Below are 21196 nucleotides of genomic sequence, written 5' to 3' on the forward strand. Positions count from 1 at the left end.
CATTCAAACCACAATAGCTAAACTAAGCAAGGAATTTGAGATAAATTATCAGATAAAGCAAAAAGCTAATTTATCGTATCTTTCTTCGTGCTTTTCTGTTTTAGATATTCAACATGTTGGCGATCTGTTTTCCATGAAGATTCCAATATTTCTTTTTCTATTCTGAAATGAATTCTTTTTTGCTTGATTGAACTAATTACTTCTTCATTGAAGCTCTTTACATAATTTATCCATGCCTTTCCACGAAATACATTTTCAGGCATTTCTGTTTTGAATTCACTTCTAGGGGTAAAAACAATAACTGAATGCAAATCTTTTGGCTCAACTATATCACTTAAAATCATCTCCAAAACTTTCATATGCTTGTAGTTTTGATGTAATGGGTTTTGAAATTTATAACTTTTTTTATAAATCTTTTGCGTCCATTGTCTCTGACGAGCACTACCAAAAATCCACCCCGTATAGTTTTTCGTTTCTATAATAAAAATACCGTAAGGGCTTATTAAAATGTGATCAATTTGTGTTGTTCCTTGCTCTTGATCTGGAATCGTACAGTTATTTAACAGAATATACTCATCTCCTAATGCTTTATCGACATGTACGGCAACCATGAGTTCACCCATCTTTCCTTTAAAATGGGGCGATTTCAAATAAGTAAGAACAGCTAAAATAATAATGATAAAAATAAAATAGAAAAGCATCTCTTCCCAATCACTTATAGTTTTTAAAGTTTAAAATAATGAATCTAATACGTTATAAATATTATATTAATAACATAATCAATTAATCCAGACGTAAAAAAACCGCTAACTTAGCGGTATTTTATCTCATCTTTTAATATGATGGTCGGAGCAGTAGGATTCGAACCTACGACCCCCTGGTCCCAAACCAGGTGCACTACCAGGCTGTGCTATGCTCCGAAATTGGGGTGAATGACGGGATTCGAACCCGCGACAACTGGAATCACAATCCAGGGCTCTACCAACTGAGCTACATCCACCATCAAAACTTTGATTCTATATACCAAGCTGCCAAATGGCGCGCCTGACAGGATTCGAACCTGTGACCATCCGCTTAGAAGGCGGATGCTCTATCCAACTGAGCTACAGGCGCATAACGATGATAATACTATCACGATACTTCGCCGATATTTAAAACTATGTTTTTCAACATATTTTAAATGGTCGGAGCAGTAGGATTCGAACCTACGACCCCCTGGTCCCAAACCAGGTGCACTACCAGGCTGTGCTATGCTCCGATTTCTTTTCAGCTTTTACTGTATCGCACATCGTGCGGTACGGTGTGCATTCTAGGCGCGACGCCTTAGAACGTCAACACCTATTTTCCAAAAAACTAATAAATCCTTATCAAATGTATATTTAACAAGCATTTTCAGACATTTTAGCGTTTCAAAGAAGCACTAAAGTTCAACATTCGATCTAAGGGTAATTTCGCACGTTCAGCTAGGGCTGGATCAACGTGTATTTCTTGATCAGCATGTTGTAATACATGCAAAATGCCATCCAGTTCATTCATTGCCATCCACGGGCAATGTGCGCATGAACGACAAGTCGCCCCCTCACCTGCAGTGGGTGCTTCAAATAATTCTTTATCTGGTGCAGCTTGCTGCATTTTGTAGAAAATACCGCGATCTGTTGCCACGATCATTTGTTTATGCGGCAAGGTCTGTGCTGCTTTAATCAGTTGCGAGGTACTTCCCACCGCATCTGCAATATCCACCACTGATTCAGGTGACTCGGGGTGAACCAATACCGCAGCATCTGGATAGAGTGCTTTCATTTGCGCAATACCACGCGCACGGAACTCTTCATGCACGATACATGCACCATCCCACAACAACATTTCAGCGCCAGTTTTCTTTTGAATATAGCGGCCTAAATGCTGATCTGGTGCCCAAATAATTTTTTCACCCAAACTATCTAAATGCTCAATAATCTCAACCGCACAACTTGATGTCACCACCCAATCGGCACGCGCTTTCACAGCCGCTGAGGTATTGGCATACACCACCACAGTATGATCAGGATGCTGATCGCAGAATGCTGTGAACTCATCCACAGGGCAACCCAAATCGAGTGAACAGGTTGCTTCTAAAGTTGGCATCAACACGGTTTTTTCAGGTGATAAGATTTTAGAGGTTTCACCCATAAACTTCACCCCAGCAACCACCAAAGTCGTCGCAGGATGATCACGACCAAAACGCGCCATTTCCAATGAATCAGAAACACAGCCACCTGTCAGTTCGGCAAGCTCCTGCACTTCAGGATCACAGTAATAGTGAGCCACAAGCACTGCATTGCGCTTTTTCAACTCGGCTGCAATTTGGGCAAACTTTTCTTGTTTCACTTCTGGGCTAAGGCTATTGTCCTTTGGCTCGCCCAAACGATCTAAATGCGCCTGCACAATATTTTTGGCTTCGTTCGCAATTAAATTCGCATCATTCATAAAACGTCTTCTCTATCCTGCGTGCTTGCATTACTGCAAACTTTTAACGTGGGTAATGGCGTGATCATTTGGGAAAAAATCACCTCATCCACAAACTAGCTTATAAAAAAAGCCCCACTGTGGAGGCTTTATTATAACGCAAATTTATGAGCGATAATCGGCATTAATTTTGACATAGTCGTAAGAAAAGTCACAGGTATAAACCGTGTCTTTTGCTGTACCACGACCGAGGTCAATACGAATGCTAATTTCCTTTTCAGCCATGACAGCTGCACCTGCTTCTTCAGTATAATCTGGGTTTGCACCACCATCTAAGCAAATCTGTACATCACCAAGCCAAACTTGAACTTTGCTGCTATCTAGGTTGGGCACACCTGCCTTACCAATCGCCATCACAATTCGCCCCCAGTTTGGATCTGAAGCGAATAAAGCAGTTTTAATTAACGGCGACTCGGCAACGCTATAGGCAACATCACAACATTCTTGAGTATTTTCTCCACCATCAACCTGTACAGTAATGAACTTGGTCGCACCTTCACCATCACGCACAATCAATTGCGCTAAACGGTTCATAATACGCGCCAGCACATCAAGAACCTGTTGATAACGTGCATCATCTTGGCTCTGAATCTCAACACCACCTGCTAATCCAGTTGCGACAAAGATACAAGAATCATTGGTTGAGGTATCACCATCAATGGTAATACGGTTAAAAGAATGCTCAACCGTGGTTTGCAATAACCGCTGTACCAATTCAGCACTAATCGGGGCATCAGTTGCAACGAAGCTGAGCATGGTCGCCATATTTGGACGAATCATGCCTGCACCTTTACTAATCCCCGTCATCGTATAGATTACGCCGTCAAGCTCAAACTGCTCAGATGCACCTTTTGGTGTGGTATCTGTGGTCATAATGCCTGATGCAGCATCCGCCCAACGATCGGCATTTAAATCATTGAGTGCAGGTTGAATACCTTGCACTAAACGTTCAATTGGCAATTGCTCACCAATTACACCCGTTGAAAACGGTAAAATCTGATTGGCATCAACACCAGTTAACTCAGCCAACTTGGCACAAGTGGCTTCTGCATTTTTATAACCGACTGTGCCTGTTGCAGCATTGGCATTACCCGTGTTGATAATCAAGTAACGTGGTTTATTTTCTGCTAAATGCTTTTTACTCAATTGAACAGGCGCAGCAGCAAAAGCGCTTTGGGTAAACACCCCTGCAACATTTGAGCCTTCAGCAAATTCAAAAATGACTAGATCTCGTCGATTTGGATAACGTACATACGCTTCAGTTGAGCCAATTTTTACACCCTGCACCACATGCATAAGTGGCATTGTTACGTCACCAACAGCCATTTTTAAACTTCCATTCAACTTGTTATGAAAGGCTTAAGCTTATTCCAAAAGGCAATTAAAATCGAGTATTAACGACATGGATAATTTATAAAATAAAGTTAGTTTTTTTAGAATTATACTCAAGACTGACTATCTTGATAGGCGGCATGGATGCCGCCAGTTTGGCTGTGGTATCAAGGATGTACCATCAGCCAAACAAAAGATTTTTGTTACTTTTCATCTTTGAAAAGTAAAAGAATGCCTACGCAAAATACATCTAATCCCTTACTTATTTATGAGGCTATGCAGAGTTTGAAATTAAAATTATTTAAGCTTTGCTTTGCTCTAAACTGAGTAAAATCTGCTTCTTATCCAAACCACCAGCAAAACCAACCAAAGCTCCACTCGAACCAATCACCCGATGACACGGCGCAATAATCGAAATCGGATTCTTACCATTGGCTGCCCCAACTGCACGCACGGCTTTTTCATTGCCCAACTGAACGGCGATCTCTTTATAACTCCGTGTTTCGCCATATGGAATAGTTAATAAAGTCTGCCAAACCTGTTGTTGAAAATCTGTCCCTTTAAAATCTAAAGGTAAATCAAATTGCTGACGTTGCCCTGCAAAATATTGTTCTAATTGTTTTTTTACTCGAAGTAACATCGGATGTTGATGATCTTCTATCAGTTCAGCGAGTCGAACTCGTTTATGATCTTCATTGTCCCACATCACGGCGACCAATGCATGATCATGAGCAACCAGTTTTAATGCACCCACAGGAGAATCCATGTACATATACACCAGTTGCATTACTCTCTCCTTAAACCATTAATTTGACGATAATTTCATCAACATTAAGCCAGATACAATTAATATTGCAGCAATCATTCGCATCGCAGTCATTGGTTCATTTAAAACCATGATGCCAACAATAAATGATCCTATCGCACCAATTCCCGTCCAAACCGTATAAGCTGTACCCAAAGGCAATGATCGCATTGCAATTGATAATAATACGACACTTAAAATCATAAAAATGATGGTCACGATACTTGGCGTTAGTTTGGTGAAACCCTCAGACATCTTCATTGAATATGCCCAAATAATTTCAAAAATACCCGCCAAAATTAAAATTGCCCATGCCATTTTTTACACTCAACCTTAACAAGAGTTGGGTCGTCCCAACGTGATGCTTTTGAAGTGAGGTCGTCCTCTTAGGAAAAGCAGTGTACTGTAAAATTTCGAGATTATGTGAAAGGTTATGTATGGATTCCAGTGCAGTATTTTAAAAATTAAATCGCTTTATCTAAGGTTAAGATTTACTGCCATGAAATCTGATCGACCTGCATTAGCTCACATGCCCCGTTTCCTGTATCTTCACGGGATAAAGAACTTTTCCAATGCCAGCCATCTTTTGTCTGTATTTCGATTAAAGAACCCTTTAAATAGACTAAATCATCTTTTTTAATTTTTTTCATTTGAGATGCGACATAAGCATTGGCAGGAACTAGATGCATATTGGCACTATGCGTTGCGATTTCTCTCAAAGAAATAGGCGGTTGATGATCTATACGCCAGTGATACCAACGATTACTTTGTGATACATCAATTTGTTTATAGATCTGTGGATTTGCCATATCTCCCCAACCAACAGCAATATCCATTGGTGAAAATTCAGCTTCACGCCCTAAATTGTAGTCTTCTCTAGAAAGCACACGAAATGCACCTTCATAACTCTCCAATGCATTAATCTGTACGCCTTGTTGGGTGGTCATTTGACTAATATTTGGCGCTGGTTTTAATACCTGTGTCCAAACCAACCATGCGATAGCCAATCCTAGTACACCATACATCCATCTTGGCATGCTTAATTATCCTTCTTTCTCTGTAAGCATTTTATCCATTGCTTTAAATGATTTAAGCATGAAATTAAAAAATGACCTAAAACACTTAAATAATTATCCTGTGACTCAACTTTATGCTCCTGTAAAGTTGCAGTATCTGTATTCAAAGTATTCATTTCTAAAGGTTCATAATGTGACAAGGTTTGTTGTAACTCAGCTCCCAAGCTCAAGCGAATTAGAGCAATTGTCACCTCATCAATTCCACAATGATGATATAAAGTTAGATGACGTGTATCTAAATCAATACTATGTTCAACTAAAATTTCTGCAAATGGCAATAATGCTTTTCGAATACGTTGTACTTCCACCAAACTACTCATGTGTGGAATATAATAAAAACTGACTTTCATACTGCCATCACATGGAACAGCGTCAAATTGAGTTATCAAATTTTGTGTTTTTTCTCTCCGACTTAGAGATTCATTTGCTTTATCAGTTATTAAATTGTCTTGTTGTTCTAAAGCCATTTATGCACCATGAATGACTCAAAAAAGATACTGCTAGTATAAACCAACAGTATCTCAGGATAGTGACCTTTTAGACAAAGGATCAGAACTTTAACGTAAGTCCCAAACCATATAGCCAACCTTTTTTACTGTCTGTAGCCGATTGAAATTCGGTTTGTTTCAAACCTTTGTTGTATGCATAAGCAACATCAATAAATGGCATTATTTTTTTACTGATTTCATAACGCGTTTGCAGGCCTATCCGAAGTTTAGATAATCCAGATTTACTTGCATAACTTGACTCATCATTGAATATTACATCTGCATTTAAATAAGGTTGAGCAATCAACTTTTGCGTAAATAATACATCCCGTGTTGTTTCTAAACTCAATTGCCAACGTTGGTTTTGGCCTGCATAAATATAAGCTTCGGTTTCAAAGAAATACGGTGCTAGACCATGTAAACCTAATACCGCGTCCCATTGATTTTGAGCATACTTTTGTTCAGGCTGATATTGATAACGAACACCGGTTTGTACATCCCAAAAGTCAGCAACATTGCGGCTGTATAACAGCTTTGTTTCGGTTTGAGTTTTTTCCGATTCTGCTTTTTCAACGTGTGCTTGAATGAATATTTTATTTTTATCACTTCCCACCCATGTTTTTAGCTCAGTACTGGCACTACCTCGACCATCGTCATCAACGATCCATGCATTTTTAATCGCGGTGGCTTGATAAATTTGTCCACCATGTTCACGATGATGATCATGTATATCATGTTGAATATCAGATGGTACTTGCTTTAATTCAGGTTGATGTTCCGAATGATCAATAGGAGATGATGTCTCCATCAATATATCCTGTTGTACCGACCGATCCATTTGCATCATTTGATCATGCCCCTCATGTGCAGATGCAAATACACTCAAAGAAGAAATCATGCCACCAATTGCCAATAATTGCGTATAGCATTTCATCGTAGAAGCTTGCTTAGTGATGTGCATGACTCGCTCCTTGAGATGATTGAACAGATGTTTGTTTTAGTGCTTTTGAATCATCAACATTTGCGACAATCAATTTACTCATCATGCCCGCACTCATGTGGTACAACAGATGACAATGAATCGCCCATTCGCCTAGCTCATCAGCAGTAAGTAGAGCTGTAACAGTTTTGCCCGGCGGCACGATCACCGTATGTTTATTTGGCATATCCTGTGGTGCCTGACCATTCTCCAATTGCATGAACATGCCATGTAAATGCATTGGATGCGCCATCATACTTTCATTCACAAATTTGAGACGGATACGCTCGCCATAACGCACGGTTAAAGGTTTGAAGTCAGGATCACTAAATTTCTTACCATCAATCGTCCAAATATAACGCTCCATGGTTCCACCCAAACGAATCATCACTTCACGCTCTGCTGAGCGACTATAACGCTCAGGTTGTGGCTGTAAGGATTGCAAATCGGCATAAGTTAAGGCTTTCTGACCGATTGGTGTTGCTGCATTCGCCCACCCCTGAACGGTATCTGAAGTTGTTTTTTCAGACGATACCACCATCTGGTGTTGGTTATGATCTGACAGCGTTGCTGAAGCTGACATATCCATCTGACCATGTGTAATATGGTCCATACCTGGCATGTTCATCTGTCCATTCGAACTATGATCCATTTTCGACATGTCAATTTTTTCATGTGAGCTATGATCCATCGCTGTTTTTTGCATTGGTGCAACTTGTGCTTTAGCTTGAGGCATCTGATGCTGACTATGATTCATATTGGCCATATTCATTGGCTGATCTGAAACATGATCCATGTCGCTCATATCCATCTGACCATGCGAACCATGATCCATACCCATATCCTCCATCGTCAAAAATACACGTGGGCGCGCCTTAGGAATCTGAACCTTTTGCGTATTCGGTGTCATGCTATTGTGCAATGAAGCAATCGCAAAACCAGAACGGTCGATTGATTCAGCTTCAATTTGATAATGTGCCTGCTTAGGTTCCACTAACACATCATAAGTTTCTGCTGTGCCAATACGAAACTCATCCACAGGAACGGGTTTCACTGGCTGACCATCGGCACTAACCACCGTCATTTTTAAGTTTGGAATACGTACATCAAAAAAAGACATCGCTGAAGCATTAATAAATCGCAAACGAATCTTTTCATCGGTGTTAAAAATAGCAGTCCAATTTTGTTGTGGTGTTTGTCCATTCACCAAGAAGGTATAACCAGTGACATCAGATAAATCAGTTTTAAGCATCCTCATCTGATTCCACATCGAACGATCTTTCCAAGTTGCTTTTAAACCGTCTTGTTTCACCTGCTTCCATACATCACCCACTGTTTCACGTTGGTTTTGATAATACTCAGCCGACTTCTTCAAATTCGCCATGATCTTGTCACTTTCCGTTTCATGGAAATCAGACAACATCACCACATAGTCTCGCTCAGCTTTCTCATGTGTCGCGACAGGTTGTTTGCCTTTCGGATAAATTACCAAAGGGCCATATAGGCCATCTTGTTCCTGTCCTTTACTATGCGCGTGATACCAATAAGTTCCGTTTTGACGAACTTTAAAACGATACTCAAAACTGCCATTCGGCTTAATACTTTTAAAGCCATTAAAACCAGGCACACCATCCATCAATCCTGGCAAAAGTAATCCATGCCAATGTAATGACGTATCTTGATCTTTGAGTTGATTATGCACATGAATGACCGCTTCATCACCTTCTTCAAACTCTAATAACGGCGCAATAAATTTGCCATTTACCGTAATACGTTTGACAGATTTCCCAGTGACATTGACCATTCCTTGATTAATGTTCAGATGATATTCTTTTATTGCAGCCAAACTATAAGGCGCAAAAATTAGACTTAAGCCAGCAATGACACCAGCATATATTTTTGAGGACATAATATTTTCCTAATCTGTGAACTATTTTTAAATCGCTCGTTGAAGCGAAAAAGAGCTTCTAAGACAGATTAGGTTCTAGGAGGACGTAAAATTTCTTGCCAATGCCCTGCAAGATGACGAGCTTGATACGCAGTATTTTTATATGTGTTTAGCTCAAAAAAAGGGGAGACAGACAGGCTTGGAATTTGTTGATCGAGTGCAAAATTAATCGTTTGGCAATGCGAAATATTATTACAATCAGGGCAATGTTGCTGATCTTGCATATGACCATCATGGCATTTAACGACATTGGTTACATCATGCGACATATCCATTTGATGATGCTGACGTGTCATTTGTTGATCATGACATGGTATCACTTGCGCTGTAGGCATCTTTTGATCAAGTTGAATCGTTTGGACTGCTGCAATAGACGCACCGCTTCCCCCGATGAAGAATATCATCAGGAATACAAACCATAGATGCTTGTATTTTTTATGAAGTTGCACTAAATATCCTTGGATCAATCATCAAATGAATGCGATTTACTTAGCATAATTTCTTTCTATCTTATGCACAATCTACTTTATGTTCAACTTATGCTAATTTCATGCATTTAAGCAACAGGATTGCCGATTTATCAAGCGAAAAGGATAAAATACGTTATGAACAAAAATAAAGCAAAATAAAGGACTTGACGCACAAAAAAAGGACAAAAATTTGTCCTTTTTTGATATTCCTGTTGAGAATATAAACAACTGAATTCATTTTGTTTATTTTAACAACATCTTATCCACTTGCTTATCAACACGGTTATCCACCCAGTTATAAACAAAGTTATCCACAACCTTGTGTGAAAAATAGTATGAAAACACTAAATTTCTTTTGCACCAACTTGAGCTAATTCTGCACGCATTTGATCAATTACAGTTTTATAATCAGGTTGACCAAAAATTGCAGAACCAGCTACAAACATATCCGCGCCCGCTTCAGCAATTTCACGAATATTTGCTGGACCGACGCCACCATCAACCTCTAAGCGAATATCAAGACCGCTGGCATCAATGAGTTTGCGTGCTTGGCGAAGTTTCTCCAATGTCATTGGAATAAATTTTTGCCCACCAAAACCAGGGTTCACACTCATCAATAAAATTTGATCTACTTTATCGAGAACATAATCAAGATAATGTAAAGGGGTAGCTGGATTGAAAACTAAACCTGCTTTAGCACCACCCGCCTTGATCAGTTGTAAAGAACGATCAATATGATCCGTTGCTTCTGGATGAAAAGTAATAATATCTGCACCTGCCTCCAAAAAATCACCGATCATACGATCAACAGGTGAAACCATCAGATGCACATCAATTGGTGCCGTAATACCATAATTTTTCAATGCCTTACAAATACCTGCACCAAAAGTTAAGTTTGGTACATAATGGTTATCCATGACATCAAAATGCACAACGTCTGCACCTGCAGCTAAAACTTTTTCTACATCTTCACCTAAACGTGCAAAATCAGCAGATAAAATCGAAGGAGCAATTAAATAAGGCTTGGACATGAATGACCTGGCAAACTTTGAAAAATGATAATTGAATTATAACAAATTCATCGGCTTTAGGCTGTTACAAAGATACGATTACGACATTGCAAACTTGCAACAACACGTTGCATGAATACTGTTTTTAACTGCATATGATTTTGCTATTTTTAATGGTGAAATCAAAATATGAAGTTAAAAAATGAATAGTACGACACAAATTACAACTCACGAAGGTAAACGTATCAGTAAACGTTTACTGAATCACTGGAAGCACAAATTTGAAGTATCAGAGACTGAGCTGTATTCAAAAATTTTTATGCCTACAGCAACAGTGACGCTTACACCACAAGAACAGCATTTAGATGTATTGATTGAAAATCAGCAACAAGATGTTGCTCGTCTAGAACAGGTGGTTATTGATCATTTAAATCGTATGGCACAACAAGAGTTTATTGTTGAATGGCAGCATCATTAAAAAAAAGAAGCTCAATCGAGCTTCTTTTTTTAAGCCATTCCCTTTTCTAACTGAATCGCATGAAATTGTAGATGATCATCAATAAAACTTTGAATAAAGTAATACCCATGATCATAGCCCTTGTGCTGGCGTAAAGTTAAATGTTGCCCTGCATCCAAGCAAGCTTGCTTAAACTTTTCAGGGTTTAATTGAGCATAAAACTGATCTTCTAGACCTTGATCAATTAAAATTTCCTCAAAAACTCCACCCTTTTGCTGGACTAAAGCCGTTGCATCGTGTGCTAACCATTGCTGTTGATCTGTACCTAAATAGTGACTAAATGCCTTTTCTCCCCACGGACAAATACTTGGCGCGCAAATCGGAGCAAAAGCTGAAACCGATTTAAATTGCTCTGGGTATTTAAACGCCAAGGTTAATGCACCATGACCTCCCATTGAATGTCCAAAAATTCCAATCTGACTTTCAATAATTGGAAATGCTTGTAAAACATGTGCATAAAGTTCATCAACCAAATAAGACTCCATTTGGTAATGTTCAGCCCAAGGTTGTTGAATGGCATTGATATAAAAGCCTGCACCCTGACCAATGTCCCAATGATCGCCCTGTGCAACTCCCTCTCCACGCGGAGAGGTATCAGGGCTAATTAAAATCAGACTCAGCCGAGCTGCCATACGTTGTGCATGTGCTTTAATTGCAAAGGTGTCTTCAGTGCAAGTTAAACCCGCAAGATAAAATAATGCTGAACAAGGCTTTCCTTCTAAAGCAGCAGGAGGTAAATACACTCCAACTTTGGTTAGACCTTTAAGATGCTGTGATTCCAGTTGATAAATACGCTGTTCACCCTCAAAACAACGATTTTTTTGCAGTAGCTGCATGTTGATTATCCTGTGTTTTTGTAATGTCTGTTGTTGTGATATTTTGCGTTGGGAATAAATACGGCTCAAGTTGTGGCAACATCAATTCCATGTTACGACCAATGGCCCATTGCGGCTCAGATGGTTCAAATCCTTGAGCTGTTTCCCACTGTGTCACAGTTTGTTTAGACTGATCAAATGCTTTTTTCATTGAGGATTGTTCACGCATCGCCAAATCGAAGAAAGCACGACCAAAATAAGTGTAATCCGCTTCATTATTACAACCAAAAGAGGTTTTATCTGCGGCTGAAGCAGTAATAATTAAGGTTTCAGGCGACTGTAACGCTGGAATAAAACTTCCTGAATAACAAGCTGAAATTACAATCACTCGCCAACGAATCCCTGATTTATCAAGCGTTTCACGTAGCCATTTCGGATCGACTTGCCCTAATTCTAATGGTGCATTTTCGATTTCAAAATGATTACGCTCACCGTGGGATGTCATATAAAGAAATAATACATCGCTATCACGGTTCATCTGCTGACCAATCCGACGCAACGCTAACTCAATACTGGTTTTAGATGCAATTGGAACATCTAAACGTGTCGCAGGATTGTTAATCAACATAATGGAACGTCCAAACGTTCCAAAACGGGTATCAAATTGCTCTCTAATGCGCTCAATTTCAGATTTGAAAACATCAGCGTAGCTATCCCCAGCTACACCCATAAAATACCAATGGCTTTTCGCAATATCACCATATTGGATTTGATCTAAAGCTTTGTCCAGCACATGACTTTGTGCATAAAAAGCATCTTCAGCAAAACTTGGTGGTGTTTCTTCAACTTTCCAAATCGGTTGATCTTTTACCGAAAGTTGCCAAACCACCATTGTTGCAATAGTCGCAATAAAAACTAAAGCACGCTCCCACCACGGCCAATTTAATGCCCGTGAAAATACCCAAATCACAGCCAGACTTTGCCAAACAAATAGCCCAACAAATAATGGTGGTAAGAAACCATTATAGATTGTATCGGGAATGAAATTTAGATAGCCATTTGAACCTAAATATTGGATCAAGCACTGTAATAATAAGATATTGGTATCAAGCACTAACCATAATAATGCGGGTACAAGCATTAAACGGGCTTGGTTCATGCGTTGCGAAAGGAAAATCCCCACAATTAAGGCAATAAAAGGCCAAAGTGCGTAACCAATCAAACCTTGAGGGTTGAATTCACCAATTTGCCCTGCCACCAACCAGCTATAAAGTGAGTTGGTACAACCACCTAAAATACCCCAAATAATCAGCTGCGTAATTGATGGATGAACAATCTGTAAAGAACGCCGAGACCCAAGGAACAACCACATTCCAGCAATTTGGTTACTTTTAAAATCATGCCAGATATTAATGGAGGGTTTGAGGTCGATCATAAAGTTCTTCGGGTATTTCTCTTTTCAAGCTTAGATTGAGAATATGTCTATCTTTTATAAAATGAATATGACTTTTCCTAAAAGGAACAATGTCTTTCCTTCATTTAAGCTCGACAAGAATTTTTTATCAATCATGCTTTTGCACTATATCACAAATCTTTACCGAGCATTCACCTAAGCTAAACAATCACTTGGATAAAAGTTAAGTTGAACTTTTAGGAAAATATGCATCAAAACGACAAGCATCACCTAGCCATTGATGATCTGGAGCTTGATCGGCCAAATAAACAGCATGTCGTGGTCGTTTTACAATAACGCGTTTAGCGATTTTACTGGCAAGATGCAATAATTCATCACCTAAATCCATTTCACCATCTTCAGGTAATAACATATGCAATAATTGCATTTGCTTTTTGACCTGTGCCTGTTTCTTCTGTGCTTGGTGATTTTGATCTCGCTGTGGGAACATCGGATCTAAATAAACGACATCGATCTGTTCATCTCGCTGCTTTAATCCATGTAAATAATCAGTTGAATCAGCATAAATGAGTTGAATCCGTGGCATAACAGATTGCAAAAAAGGATCTCTTTCTGCGTGAGCTTTGGTATATTCTAATAATACAAATAGGATGGGATGACGTTCAATTAAACGCACATCAGCACCCAAGTAAGCCATCAATAAACTATCATGACCTAAGCCAGCTGTTGCATCAATTAAGCTAGGTTTTTCACCTAATTGACATGCTCTTGCAATCATTTCGGATTTCAGACTGGCTCGTTTTAAACGAGGAATTTCAGCACGCCAATCAGGTTGCATTTTCATCCCATTCGCAGCCAGACTGAGTCCATCTTCATCTAAAACTAAAGCCATTTCTGGATTCAGACGAAGGAAACGCGCATTCACTTTTTCAACGATTTGACCTTTTAGTTCGACATCCAAACTCGCTAAACGAGTTTGAAGTTGTTGAAATTGCTCCGCGTACTCCATCTGATACCAACAGATCATCTGCATTACCAATGCACCCAACCTGTCCACCATGTCGCCAAAATAAATAAACCAAAGACTATACGGTAGTAAGCAAAAGCGGTGAAATCATGCTTAGAGACATAACGAATTAGTGCACGAATCACAATTAAAGCTGAAACAAAGGCAACAATAATTCCAACTGCTAAAATAGCCATATCATTACTATGTAATTCATGACGCATTTTATACATATCCAGTAAGCCTGCCCCCATCAATACAGGAATACCGAGGAAGAATGAAAATTCAGCCGCTGCTTTACGTGAAATGCCTAAGAATAATGAACCGATAATGGTTGAACCAGAACGTGAAGTCCCTGGAATTAACGCAAAACATTGAATCAAACCAATCAGCGTTGCCTGCTTGAATGTCAAATCCTCAACTTCAGGACTTATAATTTTATGCTGGCGGCGTTCAGCCCATAAAATGACGAAACCACCGACAATGAGCGCAATTGCGACCGTAACTGCATTAAACAAATAAGCCTTCACCACATCGCCAAAGGTCAATCCGATAATCACAATTGGAATAGAAGCGATAATTAAATTCAGGCTTAAACGGCGACCTTGTTCTTGACCGGTGAGTGCTCCAATTAATGCGCCCCACAGCTTTCCCCAATATTCATAGATTACAGCTGCAATTGCACCAATTTGTACTGCAACAGCAAACATTTCTCGCTTTTCAAGCGTCCAGAAATCTAGCAACTGCCCTGCTAGAATCAAGTGCCCTGTACTTGAGATCGGTAGAAATTCAGTAATCCCTTCCACCAAACCCATAATTGCTGCTTTAAATAGCAATAAAAGATCCATAATTAACCTTAATTCGCTTTACTTTGTTCTGGAATTTTTTTCCATGCATCATCACGTAAATACACAGGTAGTGCATGCTTAGCATCAACCCATTTTTTTTGTACAGCATAAATTCGCGCAATAGTTGCAATATCCTGCGCAGTTGCTCGAATTTCTGTTGCAGACGTTTTTAGAATGGAAGCCTCTTGCGAGTCTATTTGACTTGGCTTAATCAATTCTGAACCTGAGCCAATCGCGATAAATTTACGATATGCGGTCGCTTGTTCATAATTTAATAATTTTTCTTCATCGACAGCATGCATAATCCCATCTTCATCTAGACTAAAATTAGCAATATAAACTTCTTGCATACGCGCATCTAAAACAGCTGTAACCTGCTGTAATCCTGTCAAACGATATGCAGCTTGCGCCAACGCTTGCAAGCTTGATACAGGAATAACAGGCAAATCTTGTGACCATGCCAAAGCTTGAGCAACCGCAGCATTAATACGTACACCACTAAATGAACCTGGTCCACGACTAAACGCAATTGCAGCCAAATCAGCCAATTGAGTTTGAGTCTGTAATAGCGCCTGTTCAGTTAATGGCAAAATGGTTTGCGTTTGTGCTTTTGGTCGCTCATCTAATTGAAAATAGAGTTCTTGAACATCATCAATTAATGAAACTGAACAGTGCTCATTTGCAGTTTCCAATGCAAGCAACTTCATGCAAAAACCTTAGCTTAAAAGAGATAAAAAACGTCGAGTATCATACCCCACTCAAGCGCCCTAAGCGAGTTATTGGCTTTTTATAGATACAAAAAAGCCAAGGATATACTTGGCTAAAGAAACACAATATATCAACTCGTAATTATTAGAAATTAAACTCTTCCAATACTAAAAAATTCTTATAATGTTCAGCATAATGTAAAGCACTCAAGCGTAACCGTGCAGCGCCATGCTCATCTAATGTTTTGATCACTTTTCCTGGGGCCCCCATGACTACAGAATTATCAGGGATAACTTTACCCTCAGGAATCAATGCATTTGCACCGATAATACAATTTTTACCAATCACAGCATTATTTAAAACCACAGCATTGATACCAATTAAAGAATTATCTCCAATCGTACAGCCATGCAACATTGCTTGATGACCGACTGTCACATAATCCCCAATATTCAGTTCAATGCCTGCATCGGTATGTAAAACTGCATTTTCCTGAATATTCGAGAAATTTCCAATCCGAATGACACTATTATCCGCTCGTACAACAGCACCAAACCAAATACTGACTTGGCGACCTAACTCAGCTTGACCAATCACCGTTGCATTCGGTGCTACCCAGCCATCCCAAGGTTCATGTAATGCTTTAGGGCTCAATCCTTGATATGTGTACATCATGACAAAATACTACTCTATTTTAATAAGACGTGATTAGAATTTAGATAATCCAAAATGTGGTGGATTCACTAAAAAAGGCCATTTTTTTTGATGCCCAAGCCCATACTGAAATAAAGACACCAACATCCGAGCCGTTAAACCCCAAACAATTTCATTTTCCACTTGCATGCTTGGAAAATAAATTGATTGTCGAACTAAACGTACTTCATAGGGTAAAGGTGGTGCATCAATTAATTGCTGTAATGGTGCAAAAAAAATACGATCAATTTCTGTAGGTTGAGCAATTAAGTCCACCTCCGCAGGGATTAATCCTACAATCGGTTTCACAGATAAACCGCTACGGGCTCGTTGTATTGGCAAATCACCTAACAGTTTGACATCGAACGGATTAAGCGCTGTTTCTTCCTGTGCCTCACGTAACGCCACCACAATATTGCTGGTATCACTCGGATCACGCTTTCCTCCTGGAAAAGACACCTCACCTGCATGTTGAGATAAATGGATTGAACGACGTGTGAGTAAGACCTTAGGTTGCTGTTCTTGTGTAATTGCAATTAAAACCGCTGCATCAGCTTGTTGGATTCGTTTGGAAAAACGCAACCGTTGTTGTAAAAGCTGTATTAACGATGGTTCTTCCATATGACTCATCTCTTTTTCTCGTTTTCCTTACAAATCATCATAACTGAAATTTCAATCACAATCATAGATCATGATGCGAAGTGATCAAAATTCAGTTATGCTGAGTTATCTCTGTAGCTGATGATAATTATGAGCTTTTGCGTTGCGTGTGGACATCAAACTGAAGCAAAAATCCCGCTAGGTGATCATAAAACACGGCTCGTCTGTACACACTGTGGCAACATCCACTATGAAAATCCGAAAGTTATTTGCGGTGCATTAGCCATTTGGGATAATAAAGTTTTATTGTGTCGGCGAGCTATTGAGCCACGTTATGGGCTATGGACACTTCCTGCAGGCTACATGGAGTTATTTGAAACCATGGAACAAGGTGCTGCTCGTGAAACACGAGAAGAAGCTGAAGCTGAAGCTGAAATCGAACAGTTATATTGTATGTACAATATTCCACGTATTGGACAAATTTATGTTCTATTTAAAGCACAATTGAAAGATGGTGTTTTTGGAGCTGGAGAAGAAAGTCTCGAATGCCGTTTATTTGAAGAACATAATATCCCTTGGGCGGAACTCGCATTTCCAAGTGTAGAACAAACTTTAAAACATTATTTTGCAGATCGTAAACTAGGATTATTTCCTTCTCATTTAGAAACATTAGGTACACGTTTAGATCGTACAGGTTAAATAAATAGTTTTAGTTTTCTTAATACTAAAAGCCTCATTCAAAAATGAGGCTTTTAGTTGATTAAAATTAGTATAATAGAATATTACTTAGTTCTAATAGCATTACATTCTGGGATATTTTGATTGGCAAGCTCGATAGTCACTGTACCAGAATTCCTTTTCGCAAGTGCACGTTCTTCATCTGTAGGTGGTACATATTGATTTTTATCCGTTTCACTATTTTCGTATATATTAATATAAGTAGCTTGAGCTTGTGCAAATGTATTTGACCACGTTACAGGATTATTCATAAAATTGGTGAGACTAACAATCTTTTGACCTGCTAATAAATTATATAAGTTAATTTTTGCGCCTGTTCCAGCACTTAAATTCAATCCAAACACTGTTCCATCAATTTTAGAAAATTTAGGATTTGATAAAATCATACGAACAGTAATAGACTTTTCATTTACTAAGTTCGAAGTCGCACCCGTGGTTCCTATACGATATTGTATTTGATCATTAGTATCCGTTATTGTTCCATCTGGATTTAATGTTTTCGGTTTACCACAAACTCCTGACATGTCCGTTTCAGTTGAATTATTTTTAATATCTGTACGGATATCACCATTTTCGTCGATCACTATTCCAATTTTCACAGGTGGAGTATTTGAATCTTGAAATTTAAAATTCAAAGTTGCATAAAATGGAAAGATATATGTTTGTCCGACTTTAACATTTTTCTCAGTCTTAAAAATATTTTTATCGAGATAATTCGCTGGAGCAGCTCTAATAATATCCATTCCACCACGATATGACTCACCCGATATAGTTTGTTGCCACAAAGTTAAATGATTTAGATTTACTGTTTCATTATCTTTAGTATTTAATAATTTTTTATAAAATGCTTCTGTTCCTGGCATTGTTGTATCATTAATGACTTTACCTTGATAAAGCATTAAATCATCGTTCATATTATTATTTAAACTAAAATGTAAAGGTTTAGTAGCATTAACCTCTCTAGAAATTGGATTTAACCATTCATTTTGTGCATTCACTTGTAGTTTTACTGGCTTTACCTTATTGATCAATACAAGTGGAGGTGAAACCATATTATTTATAATAGTTGCTGCACCTCGCCATTGCTGTCCCGAACCAATTACATAACCTTGGCGATCAGACAATAAATTAAAGCTTCCCATTGAATGTATTAAATTATTCTTAGGCAATACGCAATCATCATATACCCCTTTATTACATCCAAAGAAACCATCTACACCAGTTAATTGAATGTCACCACCTGGTTTAAATATAGGTAAAGCAGCCTCCCAAACACCAACATTAGTTAAATTAGTTAATTTTGTAATTACATCTAGTGCTTCATCATCAGGAACTGCTCCTACATCTAGCCATGGTTTTAGAACACTAATATATTCATTATTAGCCCATTCTGTCATACCAATATCTTTACTTATTTTAGTAAGTTGGTTTTTTCTCTCATTAGTTAATTCGACTCGCTGTATATCACCAATTACATTATTTTGCTCAACACTCAAACTTTGGAAAACTTTAGCAATACCTATAGCAACACGAACTGTTTCATCATTACTATTTACTAAAGATGTAGGGGTTTTACCTGTTAAGCCAATCGCTAAGTCAATTAATCGAATTCTAGGTAAGCTTTTAGTAATTAATTTAGAAATATTATCTAACTTAACTTTACCTAGATCAATTTTACGAGCACCTTCACCCTGAATATAGAAACTAACCTCATCACCTAATTTACAAGCTCCTTTAACAAGATCATCAGATTCAAGTTTAGTGGCAAAATGGTTTATTTTATCGCTACTACAATCAAAATTGATACCCGAAATAGGATAATCCATCACAAATTGTAAACAATTATCACTACCTACAAGACAACTTGTACTACTTGTTACCCCACTAACACCCTTGTTTGGATCTTCATTAATTTTAGCACTTTCACCTCCACAGCCTTGTAGAAAAGCTACTAATGCAGTTAAAGCAAAAGGTAATAAAATTTTCTTATTTGTCATGGGTTCATCCTATTAATGCTTACTGTAAAGCAGCAATCTTAATCTGTCCTTGATTTGAAAGTTCCTGCTCTGGAACATCCACGGCTGACGCTAATGGAGTCATCATCATATAATAACTTTTAGGTGGTATCTTAATTACGCCCTGAAGAGCTGCATGTTGTAATAATGTTGCTGGAATCTTCCGATTCTTAAACCCACTTACACCTTCTAATATACAACCCGACTTATCTAAAAAAATCACCAGAGGCCAATAATATGTCGGTTTATCAGTATTAGATGCATAAGAATCAAATTGCATGTATTGAATATTTTGATCAAGTTTAACCAGTTCATATTCAAATTTTTCTGTTATAGGTTTACGAGGCCATAAGCCAATTTCTTTTTCAGGAACTAAACTCTTGATTGTTTTATTTTTACTATAACTTTCTAAGAAACAGCGATCATTCTCAAATGTTAAAGATAAATCTTGTTCAGATAAACGCACATAATTATTAGATAAAGTAACTGAATTTAGATTCTGGTTTGATTTGTTTAATATTTTATCCAAAATTGATCGACTTACACCTTTTTTGCGCTCTATTGTCTCTATACGTCCTGTACCATCAGGCATACTATAAAAGCGCTTTTTACCCTCTAAATTAAATTCCTGATCTTCTAAATATTCATTATTGACATATTCAACACCATCTACTTGTATGAATGCAGATGAAGCAGATGAAGCAGATGAAGCAGATGAAGCAGATGAAGCAGATGAAGCAGATGAAGCAGATGAAGCAGATGATTCTGCCTCAATATTAGTTAGACTTTTAGTATCAACAATTGATTTTAATGTTATCTTGTTATTGGTATTAGCATTAATCTTTTCTTTTGAAGTATTTATAAAATTTTGAGATTTTGGTTGATGTAGTACTTCCGCTTCAGACGCTAATCTTGATTCTGAAGGTGATTGCATTTTAACTGTATTCTTAACAGCGTCTTGTTGAGACATTGATATTCTTGGTAAATTTAATTTAACATTATTTCCAACTGCTAGATTTTTTTCTGATGCTGCTGAAGAATCAACATTAATAGAATGTATAACCTTATCTGTACTCGTCTCATTTTCTGTTGGTTTTTTAGGAATAATCATTGGTCTTCCATCAGGACCAATAATTGTATAAAAACCTTCCGCATATACAACCGAAGTACTTGCAATAACAGTAATAATTACAGATATTGCAAGCTTAGATTGTTTTATTATCATAGTC

The 21196-nt window shown here is 38.2% G+C and carries 22 protein-coding genes and 4 tRNA genes; 2 read left to right on the forward strand and 24 right to left on the reverse strand.

Features of this window, described 5'->3' with window-relative positions:
- Positions 1-65: 65 nt before the first annotated feature.
- The 15 genes from IEV17_RS13965 to rpe all read right to left on the reverse strand — a co-directional run bounded on the left by IEV17_RS13965 (position 66) and on the right by rpe (position 10634).
- Positions 66-701 carry a nuclease-related domain-containing protein gene (locus IEV17_RS13965; RefSeq protein ID WP_004663794.1) on the reverse strand — a complete coding sequence of 212 codons (636 nt, stop codon included), beginning with the start codon at positions 699-701 and terminating at the stop codon, positions 66-68.
- 142 nt (positions 702-843) lie between these two features.
- Positions 844-920, reverse strand: a tRNA-Pro gene (locus IEV17_RS13970).
- Between the two features lie 4 nt (positions 921-924).
- A tRNA-His gene (locus IEV17_RS13975) sits at positions 925-1000 on the reverse strand.
- 36 nt (positions 1001-1036) lie between these two features.
- A tRNA-Arg gene (locus tag IEV17_RS13980) sits at positions 1037-1113 on the reverse strand.
- 68 nt (positions 1114-1181) lie between these two features.
- A tRNA-Pro gene (locus IEV17_RS13985) sits at positions 1182-1258 on the reverse strand.
- 143 nt (positions 1259-1401) lie between these two features.
- On the reverse strand, positions 1402-2466 hold the full coding sequence (gene nadA / locus IEV17_RS13990; RefSeq protein WP_004655525.1) for a quinolinate synthase NadA: 1065 nt from the start codon (positions 2464-2466) through the stop codon (positions 1402-1404).
- 144 nt (positions 2467-2610) lie between these two features.
- The gene (gene argJ, locus IEV17_RS13995; protein WP_004663795.1) at positions 2611-3831 is read right to left on the reverse strand and encodes a bifunctional glutamate N-acetyltransferase/amino-acid acetyltransferase ArgJ; all 1221 of its coding nucleotides are present in this window, start codon (positions 3829-3831) and stop codon (positions 2611-2613) included.
- A 307-nt stretch (positions 3832-4138) separates the two neighbouring features.
- Positions 4139-4624, reverse strand: coding sequence for a methylated-DNA--[protein]-cysteine S-methyltransferase (locus IEV17_RS14000; RefSeq protein WP_004663796.1), 486 nt, complete (start codon positions 4622-4624; stop codon positions 4139-4141).
- A gap of 18 nt (positions 4625-4642) precedes the next feature.
- Positions 4643-4960: a DMT family transporter gene (locus IEV17_RS14005; RefSeq protein WP_004663797.1), complete on the reverse strand. Its 318-nt coding sequence runs from the start codon at positions 4958-4960 to the stop codon at positions 4643-4645.
- A gap of 173 nt (positions 4961-5133) precedes the next feature.
- Positions 5134-5679: a hypothetical protein gene (locus tag IEV17_RS14010; RefSeq protein WP_004663798.1), complete on the reverse strand. Its 546-nt coding sequence runs from the start codon at positions 5677-5679 to the stop codon at positions 5134-5136.
- Positions 5680-5681: 2 nt separating this feature from the next.
- Positions 5682-6185, reverse strand: a complete 504-nt coding sequence (locus tag IEV17_RS14015; RefSeq protein ID WP_004663799.1) for a hypothetical protein — start codon at positions 6183-6185, stop codon at positions 5682-5684.
- Between the two features lie 82 nt (positions 6186-6267).
- Positions 6268-7167, reverse strand: a complete 900-nt coding sequence (locus IEV17_RS14020) for a copper resistance protein B (RefSeq protein WP_004663800.1) — start codon at positions 7165-7167, stop codon at positions 6268-6270.
- Positions 7154-9094, reverse strand: coding sequence for a copper resistance system multicopper oxidase (locus IEV17_RS14025; RefSeq protein WP_004663801.1), 1941 nt, complete (start codon positions 9092-9094; stop codon positions 7154-7156). The genes IEV17_RS14020 and IEV17_RS14025 overlap by 14 nt, the downstream gene beginning before the upstream one ends.
- Before the next feature lie 68 nt (positions 9095-9162).
- Positions 9163-9582, reverse strand: coding sequence for a hypothetical protein (locus IEV17_RS14030; protein ID WP_004663803.1), 420 nt, complete (start codon positions 9580-9582; stop codon positions 9163-9165).
- 365 nt (positions 9583-9947) lie between these two features.
- On the reverse strand, positions 9948-10634 hold the full coding sequence (gene rpe, locus IEV17_RS14035; protein WP_004663804.1) for a ribulose-phosphate 3-epimerase: 687 nt from the start codon (positions 10632-10634) through the stop codon (positions 9948-9950).
- 181 nt (positions 10635-10815) lie between these two features.
- Between rpe and IEV17_RS14040 the strand changes: the two genes are divergently transcribed.
- Complete coding sequence (locus tag IEV17_RS14040; protein ID WP_004663806.1) at positions 10816-11091, forward strand: DUF2218 domain-containing protein; 276 nt, start codon at positions 10816-10818, stop codon at positions 11089-11091.
- 29 nt (positions 11092-11120) lie between these two features.
- Here the strand turns inward: IEV17_RS14040 and fghA are convergent, their stop codons facing one another.
- The 7 genes from fghA to IEV17_RS14075 form a co-directional block, all read right to left on the reverse strand.
- A complete protein-coding gene (fghA, locus tag IEV17_RS14045; RefSeq protein ID WP_004663808.1) occupies positions 11121-11966 on the reverse strand; it encodes an S-formylglutathione hydrolase in 846 nt (281 codons plus the stop codon).
- Complete coding sequence (locus IEV17_RS14050; RefSeq protein WP_004663809.1) at positions 11935-13380, reverse strand: C13 family peptidase; 1446 nt, start codon at positions 13378-13380, stop codon at positions 11935-11937. The genes fghA and IEV17_RS14050 overlap by 32 nt, the downstream gene beginning before the upstream one ends.
- 202 nt (positions 13381-13582) lie before the next feature.
- A complete protein-coding gene (locus IEV17_RS14055) occupies positions 13583-14392 on the reverse strand; it encodes a class I SAM-dependent methyltransferase (protein ID WP_004663811.1) in 810 nt (269 codons plus the stop codon).
- The gene (locus IEV17_RS14060; RefSeq protein WP_004663813.1) at positions 14392-15213 is read right to left on the reverse strand and encodes an undecaprenyl-diphosphate phosphatase; all 822 of its coding nucleotides are present in this window, start codon (positions 15211-15213) and stop codon (positions 14392-14394) included. Before IEV17_RS14060 ends, IEV17_RS14055 begins: the two co-directional genes overlap by 1 nt.
- Before the next feature lie 8 nt (positions 15214-15221).
- Positions 15222-15920 (reverse strand): tRNA (adenosine(37)-N6)-threonylcarbamoyltransferase complex dimerization subunit type 1 TsaB, encoded by a 699-nt coding sequence (tsaB, locus tag IEV17_RS14065; protein ID WP_004663815.1) that lies wholly within the window; start codon positions 15918-15920, stop codon positions 15222-15224.
- Positions 15921-16065: 145 nt separating this feature from the next.
- Entirely contained in the window at positions 16066-16593 is a 528-nt protein-coding gene (locus tag IEV17_RS14070; RefSeq protein WP_171062463.1) for a gamma carbonic anhydrase family protein, read from the reverse strand.
- 36 nt (positions 16594-16629) lie between these two features.
- Positions 16630-17244, reverse strand: a complete 615-nt coding sequence (locus IEV17_RS14075; protein WP_004663818.1) for a CoA pyrophosphatase — start codon at positions 17242-17244, stop codon at positions 16630-16632.
- 120 nt (positions 17245-17364) lie between these two features.
- On the opposite strand from IEV17_RS14075, the gene IEV17_RS14080 reads away from it, so the two are divergent.
- The gene (locus tag IEV17_RS14080) at positions 17365-17913 is read left to right on the forward strand and encodes an NUDIX hydrolase (protein ID WP_034601671.1); all 549 of its coding nucleotides are present in this window, start codon (positions 17365-17367) and stop codon (positions 17911-17913) included.
- An 83-nt stretch (positions 17914-17996) separates the two neighbouring features.
- On the opposite strand, the gene filF is transcribed toward IEV17_RS14080, so the two are convergent.
- Positions 17997-19949: a putative pilus system protein FilF gene (gene filF, locus IEV17_RS14085; protein WP_004663822.1), complete on the reverse strand. Its 1953-nt coding sequence runs from the start codon at positions 19947-19949 to the stop codon at positions 17997-17999.
- A gap of 19 nt (positions 19950-19968) precedes the next feature.
- A complete protein-coding gene (gene filE, locus IEV17_RS14090; protein WP_034601859.1) occupies positions 19969-21192 on the reverse strand; it encodes a putative pilus assembly protein FilE in 1224 nt (407 codons plus the stop codon).
- Between the last annotated feature and the right edge of the window lie 4 nt (positions 21193-21196).

Origin of the sequence: Acinetobacter modestus (assembly GCF_014636095.1) — a bacterium.
In the GTDB taxonomy this organism is placed as follows: domain Bacteria; phylum Pseudomonadota; class Gammaproteobacteria; order Pseudomonadales; family Moraxellaceae; genus Acinetobacter; species Acinetobacter modestus.